At 76.2% G+C, this 9,767-nt stretch carries 11 protein-coding genes and 1 pseudogene; 5 read left to right on the top strand and 7 right to left on the bottom strand.

Going from position 1 to position 9,767, the window contains the following annotated elements; genetic code table 11:
* On the bottom strand, positions 1-468 hold a 468-nt coding region (locus BUB17_RS24520), incomplete at its 3' end, for a cobalt-precorrin-5B (C(1))-methyltransferase (protein ID WP_141243197.1).
* Between the two features lie 26 nt (positions 469-494).
* Between BUB17_RS24520 and BUB17_RS24515 the strand changes: the two genes are divergently transcribed.
* On the top strand, positions 495-1,268 hold the full coding sequence (locus tag BUB17_RS24515; RefSeq protein WP_083606595.1) for a cobalt-precorrin-6A reductase: 774 nt from the start codon (positions 495-497) through the stop codon (positions 1,266-1,268).
* Here BUB17_RS24515 and BUB17_RS24510 read toward each other — a convergent pair.
* On the bottom strand, positions 1,210-1,605 hold the full coding sequence (locus BUB17_RS24510) for a hypothetical protein (protein WP_083606594.1): 396 nt from the start codon (positions 1,603-1,605) through the stop codon (positions 1,210-1,212). The two genes, BUB17_RS24515 and BUB17_RS24510, sit on opposite strands and share 59 nt — an antisense overlap.
* A 41-nt stretch (positions 1,606-1,646) precedes the next feature.
* Here BUB17_RS24510 and BUB17_RS24505 point away from each other — a divergent pair, with 41 nt between their 5' ends.
* The 4 genes from BUB17_RS24505 (at position 1,647) to BUB17_RS24490 (ending at position 4,147) form a co-directional block, all read left to right on the top strand.
* Positions 1,647-2,327, top strand: coding sequence for an HAD hydrolase-like protein (locus tag BUB17_RS24505; protein ID WP_072921346.1), 681 nt, complete (start codon positions 1,647-1,649; stop codon positions 2,325-2,327).
* An 84-nt stretch (positions 2,328-2,411) separates the two neighbouring features.
* Entirely contained in the window at positions 2,412-3,023 is a 612-nt protein-coding gene (locus BUB17_RS24500) for a DJ-1/PfpI family protein (RefSeq protein ID WP_141243196.1), read from the top strand.
* Between the two features lie 10 nt (positions 3,024-3,033).
* Positions 3,034-3,567, top strand: a complete 534-nt coding sequence (locus BUB17_RS28365) for a MarR family winged helix-turn-helix transcriptional regulator (protein WP_280173913.1) — start codon at positions 3,034-3,036, stop codon at positions 3,565-3,567.
* Between the two features lie 88 nt (positions 3,568-3,655).
* Positions 3,656-4,147, top strand: a complete 492-nt coding sequence (locus BUB17_RS24490; protein WP_072921343.1) for an FBP domain-containing protein — start codon at positions 3,656-3,658, stop codon at positions 4,145-4,147.
* A 39-nt stretch (positions 4,148-4,186) separates the two neighbouring features.
* On the opposite strand, the gene BUB17_RS24485 is transcribed toward BUB17_RS24490, so the two are convergent.
* The 5 genes and pseudogenes from BUB17_RS24485 to BUB17_RS24465 form a co-directional block, all read right to left on the bottom strand.
* The gene (locus tag BUB17_RS24485; protein WP_244277474.1) at positions 4,187-5,509 is read right to left on the bottom strand and encodes an MFS transporter; all 1,323 of its coding nucleotides are present in this window, start codon (positions 5,507-5,509) and stop codon (positions 4,187-4,189) included.
* A gap of 58 nt (positions 5,510-5,567) precedes the next feature.
* On the bottom strand, positions 5,568-6,737 hold the full coding sequence (gene mftD / locus BUB17_RS24480) for a pre-mycofactocin synthase MftD (RefSeq protein ID WP_072921341.1): 1,170 nt from the start codon (positions 6,735-6,737) through the stop codon (positions 5,568-5,570).
* Between the two features lie 184 nt (positions 6,738-6,921).
* The gene (locus BUB17_RS24475) at positions 6,922-8,436 is read right to left on the bottom strand and encodes a precorrin-2 C(20)-methyltransferase (protein WP_072921327.1); all 1,515 of its coding nucleotides are present in this window, start codon (positions 8,434-8,436) and stop codon (positions 6,922-6,924) included.
* Positions 8,433-9,071 carry a precorrin-8X methylmutase gene (locus BUB17_RS24470; RefSeq protein WP_072921324.1) on the bottom strand — a complete coding sequence of 213 codons (639 nt, stop codon included), beginning with the start codon at positions 9,069-9,071 and terminating at the stop codon, positions 8,433-8,435. Before BUB17_RS24470 ends, BUB17_RS24475 begins: the two co-directional genes overlap by 4 nt.
* Positions 9,071-9,767: pseudogene (locus BUB17_RS24465) on the bottom strand (precorrin-3B synthase); the annotation flags it as partial. The pseudogene BUB17_RS24465 and the gene BUB17_RS24470, both read right to left, overlap by 1 nt.

Raw genomic sequence — 9,767 nt, 5'->3', positions numbered from 1 at the left:
CTCCACCGAGACCTCGACGACGACGTCACCCGTGCCGTCGTGCCGGGCGGCGACCGCGGCGACGTGCTCGCGGACGAACTGCCGCGGCATCGGGTTGATCGCCGGCTCGCCGACGGCCAGCGGCAGGCCGGGCTTGGTCACGGTGCCGACGCCCTCGCCGGCCCGGAAGAGGACGCCGCTCCCCGGCTCGCCGTGCGTGACCCGCACCGACACCAGCGCGCCGTGCGTGACGTCGGGGTCGTCCCCGGCGTCCTTGACCACACCCACGGTCGCGGCGCCGGCCTCGAGCCGTTCGGTGGCCAGCGCGAACGACGGGTGCTTGTCCTGGGGCAGGTCGATCCGCACCGGGTCGGGGAACTCGCCGGTGAGCAGCGCGGTGTAGGCGGCGGTCGTCGCGGCGGTCGCACAGGCGCCCGTCGTCCAGCCGTAGCGCAGGCCGGTGCTGCGCTCGCGCCCCGCCTCGGTCACCTGATCAGCATGCACGGGGCCCCGGCGTGACCGGCCGGGTGCTCGTCCTGGGCGGGACGGCGGAGGCCCGGCGGCTCGCGGAGCGGTTGGTGGCCGAGGGCGTCGACGTGCTCAGCTCGCTCGCCGGCCGCGTCGCCGACCCGGTGCTGCCGCCCGGGGAGGTGCGGGTCGGCGGCTTCGGCGGGACGGCGGGTCTGGCGGCGGCGCTCGACGGCGTGGCGGCGCTGGTCGACGCCACGCACCCGTTCGCCGCCACCATGACCGCGCACGCGGCCACGGCGGCCGCCGCGACCGGCACCCCGCTGCTGCGGCTGCAGCGCCCTGGCTGGACCGAGCAGGCCGGCGACGACTGGCGCTGGGTGGACTCCCTGGAGCAGGCGGCGACGGTGGTGGCCGGCGCCCGCTCGGTGCTGGTGACCACCGGCCGGCAGGGGCTCGCGGCCTTCGCCGGGCTGACCGCGCACTGCGTCGTCCGCTCGGTGGACCCGCCGGAGCCGCCGCTGCCGGCCCGGACCACGGTGGTCCTCGCCCGCGGTCCGTTCCGCGTCGAGGACGAGCGGGCGCTGATGACCGCGCACCGCGTCGACGTCGTCGTCACCAAGGACAGCGGCGGCCCGATGACCGCGGCCAAGCTCACCGCGGCCCGGGATCTCGGCGTGCCGGTGGTGCTGGTCCGCCGGCCGCCGCTGCCCGAGGGCGTGCCGGTGGCCGCGACCGTCGAGGAGGCCGCGGTCTGGGTGCTCAGGGGGTGGCGGGAGCGCGGAACGACCAGGCCGCCAGCCACACGGTGCCCGCGGTGACCACCAGGGCCAGTGGCACGTGCGTGGCGATCGAGCCCGAGCTGCCCAGCGCCGCCTGGGCGAAGGTGAGCACGAAGACGGCCGCGGCCAGCGCGGCCGGCCACCACAGCCGCGTGCGCCGCCCGTGCAGCACCGTGGCGATCAGCAGCAGACCGGTGGTCACGTGCAGGGCGATCGCCCCGGCCCCGTGGCCCCCGGTGGCGTCCTCGCCCACCATGATCCGGCCGGCCGAGAGGAACTGCCAGAACAGCACCACCAGCGACAGCGCCGCGGCGGCCTGCACCGGCCGGATCGTCGAGGGAGGAGCTGCCACGGTGGTGTCGCGGGTCCGGGTCATGGAGGTCCTCCGGGTCGGACGACGGCAGGGGTTGCTTGAAGATGGAAGCAGCTGATCACTCTCCGCACCAGGGGCTGACCCGCCGCCTGGTCCTGTTCGACCTCGACGGCACGCTGGTCGACTCCACGCCCGGCATCTGGGCCTCCGTCCGCGCCGCGGCCGCCGCGCTCGGCCTGCCGGAGCCGACCCCGGAGCAGCTGCGCGGGATGGTCGGCCCGCCGCTGCAGGACGGGTTCGGCCTCGTCCTCGGCGTCCCGCCGGACGACGTCCCGCGCGCGGTCGCCGCCTACCGGGTGCACCACTCCGCCGGCGCGCTGCTCGACGCGACCGTGTACCCCGGCGTCCCCGAGCTGCTCGCCGACCTGGTCGACGCCGGCGCCACCCTCGCCGTGGCGACCAGCAAGCCGGAGCCCTTCGCCGTCCGGCTGCTGGCGCACGCCGGCCTGCTGCCCTCCTTCGCGTCCGTGCACGGCGCCACCTTCGACGGCACCGTGCGGCGCAAGGACCAGGTGGTCGCCGCCGCGCTGGCCGCCCACCCCGACGGCGAGCGGCCGGTGCTCATCGGCGACCGGGCGCACGACGTGCTCGGCGCGGCCGCGCACGGGCTGCCCTGCATCGGCGCCGGCTGGGGTCCCGCGCCGCCGGGTGAGCTCGCGGACGCCGGTGCCGCGGTCGTGGCGGCCACCCCGGCGGAGGTCCGGGCGGTGCTGCTCGGCGGGTGACGGCGGCGAGCACGCGTGCCCTTTGACAGGATGCTGTCATCCATGGCAGGATGACAGGGCACTGTCAACTGAGGAGTGGGTTCCGTGAACGACGTCGTCCTCTACGCCACCGACACGATGGCCGACTGGGAGTGCTCGTACCTGACCGCCGGGCTGGCCATGGCCGCCGAGCTGGAGCCGGACCGGTTCCGGCTCCGCGTCCTGGCGGACGGGCAGGAGGAGGTCACGACCAAGGGCCGGCTGCGGCTGCGCACCGACGGGGACCTCGACGACGTGACCCCCGGACACGTGGCGCTGCTCGTGCTGCCCGGTGCCGACACCTGGTCCGACGGCCACGGACGGGTCCTCGACCTGGCCCGGGTCCTGCTGGAGCGGCACACGCCCGTCGCCGGGATCTGCGGAGCCACCTACGGCCTCGCGCGAGCCGGCCTGCTGGACGACCGCGCCCACACCAGCAACGCCCCGGACTTCCTCCTGCCGTCGGGCTACGCCGGGGCCGGCCGCTACCGGGACGAGCGGGTCGTGGAGGACGGCGACGTGATCACCGCTCCGGCCACCGCGCCGGTCGACTTCGCCGCCGCGGTCTTCCGCCGGCTGGAGCTCTTCCCCCCGGCGACGATCGACGCCTGGCACGGGCTGTACACCACGGGGGAGCGGCGCTGGTTCGATGCGCTCGTCGGCCAGTCGGCCACATGACGCCGTGACCGTGGAACAGCAGCCGGTCCCCGGCGTCGAGCCAGGCGTGCGCGGCGGTGACCGCGCCCGCACGCCCGCCGGCGACGCACTGACCGACCTGGTCCTGCCGGTGTTCGAGCTGAACGGCGAGTTCCTCGCCGCTGCCGAGCTGATGACCCGGCCCGTCGGACTCACCCCGGCCTGGTGGCAGGTCCTCGGTGCGACCCTGGACGAGGCCCTGCCGGTGGCCGAGATCGCGCGGCGGGTGGGGCTCGGCCTCGCGCGGCAGAGCGTGCAGCGGGTGGCAGACCTCCTGGTGGAGCGCGGGTGGGCGGTCTACCGCGACAACCCGGGGCACCGCCGCGCCAAGCTCCTCGAGCCGACGGCGCAGGGCCGCAGCGCCCTCCGGCGGCTGACCGCCGCCCAGCACGAGTGGGCCGACACGGTCGCGGAGGAGGTCGGCGAGGCCGACCTCAGGCGGGCCCTCGCGATCATCCGGCAGGTCATCGACAGCTCGCGCCGCTACCGGGACGGCCGCACGGGCGGGAGCGACCCGGCCACGTGACGGTGGCGGCGCGGAAATCGGCTGAGCCGCGAGACGGGTTGCCACATGATGTCCGTCGGCGGTCCGACGACGGGGAGGAGCGGGAGCGGTGCGCGCGCTGACCGAGAAGCAGGTGCGACGGTCCTTCGTCAACTGCTCGCGCGGCGAGGCCGAGGGCATGACCCTGCCGCGGACGTTCGCCGAGACGCCGTGGGAGGAGCTCGTCGTCCTCGGCTGGCGCGACCCGAGGGCGCCGTTGCGCGGCTACCTGGTCGTCGAGCGGGAGGGCCGGCCGGTCGGCGTCGCCGTCCGCGCCGCCGACACCCGGATGTCGGCGGGCACGCCCGCGATGTGCCTGCTGTGCCAGACGGCGCAGGCGGGCAGCGACGTCTCGCTGTTCACCGCGCGCCGGGCCGGGGAGGCCGGCCGCAACGGCAACACGGTCGGCACCTACGTCTGTGCGGACCTCGCCTGCGCCGTCCGCGCGCGTGCGGAGATCCCGCCGTGGCTGCGGGAGCGCGACCGGGAGGAGGTCGCCGCCGAGCGCACCGCCGAGCTCGAGCAGCGGGTGCACGGGTTCCTGGACGCCGTCCTGCGCTGACTCCGCCGGCCACGTCCAGGGGCTGGACGACCTCGGCTCCTACAGCTGAGCGCGGCGCCCCTGCAGGGTCCCCGGGCCCGTCCCGGGTCCCGGCCCGAGCTGGCGAGGGCCGGGGAGGACGGGGTCCTTCTCCGAGTGGCGGGGGGCGAGGGGGACCTTCCGGGGCTCCGGACGGCGCTCGGTCGCGCGCTGGTGCCGCAGCAGCCCGGCCACCGCGGCCAGGGCCAGGACGATCACGGCCGCCCCGTACACCGCAGCGGTCGGCCGCAGCCCCACCGCGCCCGAGGCCAGCCCGGCGGCGACGGCCGGGATGCTGAAGGCCAGGTAGCCGACGACGAAGACGCTGGAGAGCAGCCCGCCGCGCTCGCCGGGCGCGACGCCGGCGGTCACGGTGGCCACCGCACCGAGGAAGGCCGCGCCGAAACCGAACCCGGACACCGCGGCGGCGGCGAAGAACAGCGCAGCGCTCCCGGTGGCGAGCGAGACGATCGTGCCGCCGACGCCCGCGGCGAACACCAGGCAGCCGGCGGTCATCGCGGTGTGCGGTGCGGCGTGGCGCAGGCTCACGCAGCCGACGGCGCCCATGCCCTGCATGGCCACGATGACCAGGCTGCCGACGAGGTGGTCCTCGAGGCCGAAGACGGCGGCGGCCACGGAGGGCCCGAGCGACAGGTAGAGGCCGCCCAGCGCCCACATCGCCACCAGGCAGGGTGCCGCGACGAGGAACGCCGCCCGCTGGGCGGCGGGCACGTGCGCCCGCGGGCGCAGCGAGGCCAGCGCGCCCGGGATCCGCGGCGAGGACTCCGGCAGCAGCAGGGCCACCCCGGCGGCGACGGCGAACAGGGCGGTCAGCGTGCCGAAGACCCAGTCGGTGGGGGCGGGCACGAACTCGACCGACAGGCCCGCGCTGACCGCGCCGAGGGCGAGGGCGAGCCCGGGGGAGGCGCTGTTGACCAGGGCGCCCAGGGGACGGTCGCTGCGCTGGTGGTCCAGCAGCGTCGCGCCCAGGGCGCCGGTGAGGCTGCCGACCGACAGCCCCTGCACCACCCGTGCGGCCAGCAGCCAGCCCACCGAGTCGGCGGCCCAGAACAGCGCCATGGCGACGACCTGCAGCAGCATCCCGGCGACGATGACCGGCCGCCGTCCCACGTGGTCCGACAGCGCGCCGACCACCAGCAGCGTGGCGAGCAGCGCGAGGGCGTAGATGCCGAAGACGGTCGTCAGCACGCCGGCGGAGAACCCGAAGCGCTCCTGGTAGACGCGGTAGAGCGGCGAGGGGACGCCGGAGGCCGCGAGGACCAGGACGAGCAGCGCGGCCGCCGTCCAGAAGGAGACGGCGCGGGACGGGGGACGGACGGGCACGCAACAGCGCAAGCCCACCTGCCGCGTCCGCATTCCCGCCGGCCGGCGGGGCGCCCGCTCAGCTGCGGGTGAAGTGCGGCGGCAGGACGACGTCCTCGCGGGTCAGGTCGTGCACCGAGGCCTTCCCGAGCCCGAGCAGTGCCTCGTCGATGCCCTGCCGGATGATCGCGAGGACGTTCTGGACGCCGCGCTCGCCGTTGGCGGCCATGCCCCACAGGTAGGCGCGGCCGATCAGAACGGCCCTGGCGCCCAGCGCCATCGCCTTGACGACGTCGGCGCCGCGGCGCACCCCGCCGTCCATGACGACCTCGACCTGGTCGCCGACCGCGTCGACCACCCCGGGCAGCGAGCGGATGGCCCCCGGCGTGCCGTCGAGGTTGTTGCCGCCGTGGGTGGACACCGAGATGGCGCTGACGCCGGCGTCGACGGCGCGGCGGGCGTCGTCGGGCCGGGTGATCCCCTTGAGCATGAACGGCCCGCCCCACTGCTCGCGCAGCCAGGCGACGTCCTCCCAGGTGGGCAGCGGGCTGCCCATCCACTGGCCGTAGGCGCCGAAGAAGTTCGGCGGCTCCTCGCCGTCGAGCGCCAGGTTGGGGACGCTGAGCTCGGGGATGCCGCCCGAGCGCAGGTAGGTGGCCAGCCAGCGCGGCTTGCGCAGCACCTCGGGGGCGAACCTGACCGCGTTCTTGAGGTCGATCGTGTCGGGTATGGGCGGGCTGCCCCAGTCGCGGCGCGAGGCGAACGACCAGTCCAGCGTCATGATCAGGCCCTTGGCGCCGGCGGCGCGGGCCCGCTCGGCCCGGGCGAGGATCGTCTCCCGCGAGCCGACCCAGTACATCTGGAAGAACAGCTTGGAGTGCGCCGCGCCGACCTCCTCCACCGGCTTGCTGGCGAACGAGGACAGCCCCATCGCGACGTCCTCCGCCGCGGCTGCCCGGGCCACCGCCACCTCGCCGTCCGGGTGCACCGCCTGCACGCCGGTGGGTGAGATCAGCACCGGCATGGACATCTCCTGGCCCATCACGGTGGTGGCCGTCTCCCGCTTGGCGTGCAGGTCGGCGACGTGCGGGCGCCAGGTGATCTCGTCGAAGGCGGCGACGTTGTCGCCGGCCGTCAGCCCCTTCTCGGTCCCGGCGACCAGCGCCAGGTACACCGACCGCGGCAGCCGCTTCCTCGCGCGGTGCTGGGCCTCCTCGACGGTCTCGAACCAGTCCCTGGTGCTCGCCATGAGAGCCCTTTCCACGATCGCCCGGTGGTCAGCGCCGCCCCGGGGAGGGTGACGGTCGCCACTGGCGGGTCATCGTGCCAGGCGTGGCACTGGGTGTCAGGTGGCTCCCAGGAGGACCCCGTCCTCCTCACCCCTCGCACGCTCGGGGCGAGCCTCTGGACGGGGCCTCGTCGGGGATCCTCCTTCAGGAGGCGTCGGAGTGCGTGCGGGGGCTGTAGACGGCGCCGGCGCGGCTGACCCGGGTCTGCGAGGAGCCGACGATCACGCAGCAGCGCATGTCGACGGTCTCCGGGTCGAACTCGCCGAGGGTGGTGACGGTGACCCGCTCCTCCGGCCCGCCGACGTCGCGGCCGACGACGACCACCGTGTCGGGCTTGCGGCCCTCCAGCAGCACCGCCTGCGCCTCGGCGAGCTGGTGCGGGCGGGCCCTCGACCGCGGGTTGTAGAGGGCGAGCACCAGGTCGGCGGCCGAGGCGTGCCGCAGCCGGTCGACGACGACGTCCCACGGCTTGCGGACGTCGGAGAGGCTGAGCACCGCGAAGTCGTGCCCGAGTGGCGCGCCGACCCGGGCGGCCACGGCCTGCGCGGCGGTCAGGCCGGGCAGCACCCGCACCGGGACGCCGGCGTACTCCGGCCGCTCGGCGACCTCGAGCACCGCGGCGGCCATCGCGAAGACGCCGGGGTCGCCGCTGGAGACGACCGCGACCCGCCGTCCGGACCGGGCCAGCTCCAGGGCGTGCGCGGCGCGCTCGGCCTCCACCCGGTTGTCACTCGGGTACCGGGTCTGCCGCGGGTTGGCCGGCACCCGGTCCAGGTAGGGGCCGTAGCCGACCAGGTCGTCGGCGGCGGCCAGCGCCTCGGCGGCCTCCGGCGTCGTCCAGGCCCGCCGGCCCGGCCCGAGACCGACGACGACCACCTCACCGGTCCGGGGCACGGCCTCGTCGTGCTGCTCGGGGCCCGGCGTCGGCCCGGTCAGCGGGCTGGGCAGCAGGGCGAGGGAGAAGTAAGGGACCGTCGCCGGGTCGACGTCGGCCAGCGGCAGCGTGCGCTGGCGGTCGGTGCTCGCCCGCTCGACGTAGAGCGCCCGGTCGAGCACCCCGGCGGCGTCGAACGCCTCGCGCACGTTGCCGAACGTGCGCCCGAGCTTCAGCACGGCGGCCGAGTCGGTGGTGGCCAGCCACTCGGCCAGCTCCTCGGCCGGCAGGGTGCCGGGCAGCACGGTGAGCACCTCGTCGCGCTCCACCAGGGGCCGGCCGACCGCCGCGGCGGCGCCGCTGACGCTGGTCACGCCGGGCACCACCTCGGTCGGGTAGCGGTGCGCCAGCCGCTTGTGCATGTGCATGTAGGAGCCGTAGAAGAACGGGTCGCCCTCGGCGAGGACGACGACGTCGCGTCCGGCGTCCAGGTGCGCGGCCAGCCGCGCCGCGGCCGCCTCGTAGAACTCGTCGATCGCGCCCTGGTAGCCGCCGGGGTGGTCGGTCGTCCCGGTGGTGACCGGGTAGACCAGCAGCTCCTCGACCTGGCCCGCGCGCAGGTAGGGGGCGGCGACCCCGCGGGCCACCGAGCGGCCGTGCTGGGCGGCGTGGAAGGCCACGACGTCGGCGGCGGCGATGAGCCGGGCGGCCTTGACGGTGACCAGCTCGGGGTCGCCGGGGCCCAGCCCGACGCCGTACAGGCGACCGGTGCGGGGGCCGCTCACTCGACGTCGCTCGCGATCGCGTTGACCGCGGCCGCCGTGATGGCGCTGCCGCCGCGCCGGCCGCGGACCACCAGGTGCTCCAGGTCGGAGGCGGCCAGCGCGTCCTTGGACTCGACCGCGCCGATGAAGCCGACCGGGATGCCGAGGACGGCGGCGGGGCGGGGTGCTCCGGCGGCGACCATCTCCAGCAGGTGGAACAGAGCGGTCGGCGCGTTGCCGATGGCGACGACGGCGCCGTCCAGCCGGTCGCGCCAGAGCTCCAGCGCCGCAGCGGTGCGGGTGGTGCCGAGCTGCGCGGCGAGTGCGGGCGTGCGCGGGTCGTTCAGCGTGCAGACGACGTCGTTGTCCTCGGGCAGCCGACGGCGGGTGACGCCCGAGGCCACCATCTCCGCGTCGCACAGCACCGGGGCGCCGGCGTCCAGCGCCTCGCGGGCGCGCGCCACGACGGCGGAGGAGTACGCCAGGTCCTCGACCAGGTCGACCTGCCCGCAGGCGTGCACCATCCGCACCGCGACCCGCGCGACGTCCTCGGGCAGGCCGGAGAGGTCGGCTTCGGCCCGGATGGTGGCGAACGAGCGCCGGTAGATCTCCGCGCCGTCCTTCTCGTACTCGTACTCGTACTCGAACTCGTGCATCAGCTCTTCCCGACTCGGTACCCGGTCCCGGTCGCGACCACGTCGACGACCTCACCCTGCGGGCGGCCGCAGCGGCGCTCGCACCCGGCCCAGTGCTGGCGGGCGCCGTCGACGGGCAGCGTCCCGGTGGCGACCGCCGCGGCGGCGTCGGCCCGGACGTCGGCCAGCGACTTCGCGCACCCCGGCTGCCCGGCGCAGGCGGTGACCCGCGTCCACGGGCTCTCCGCGTCGAACACCATGCCGGTCCGGTGCAGCGCGACGGCCGCGTCGTCGACGGCGTCCTCGGCGAGGTCCGGGACGACCACGCTGCGCCACGGCGTCAGCTGCACCTCGTCGGCGAGCCGGGCGAGCAGCTCGGCCTGCGCGGCGTCCAGCCGCCCGAGCGGTACGGCCGCGACCAGCGCGACCCGCCCGTCGGACTGCGGCGCTGCACCGACCGGCCCCGGCGTCGGCGCCGGCGGGACGTCCACGGCTCCGCCCCGGCGGCCGCCCAGGCGGGCCCCGACGCGGATCGCGCCGTCGTCGAGCTCGGCCAGCCGCCAGGCGGTGCCGCCCTGAGCGGTCCGTTCGGCGAGGAAGGCCCGCGTGGCGGCGAGGGCGAGCGCGACCGCGTCGTCGGGGTGCGCGCGCAGGCCGGTGTCGGCGCCGGCGAGGGTCAGCGCGACCTCGGCGGGGGAGAGGGTGAGCAGGCCGACG

The organism is Geodermatophilus obscurus (assembly GCF_900143215.1).
Classification (GTDB): domain Bacteria; phylum Actinomycetota; class Actinomycetes; order Mycobacteriales; family Geodermatophilaceae; genus Geodermatophilus; species Geodermatophilus obscurus_A.
The sequence above is the reverse complement of the archived record's forward strand: the minus strand, read 5'-3'. Positions and strand labels throughout refer to the sequence as shown.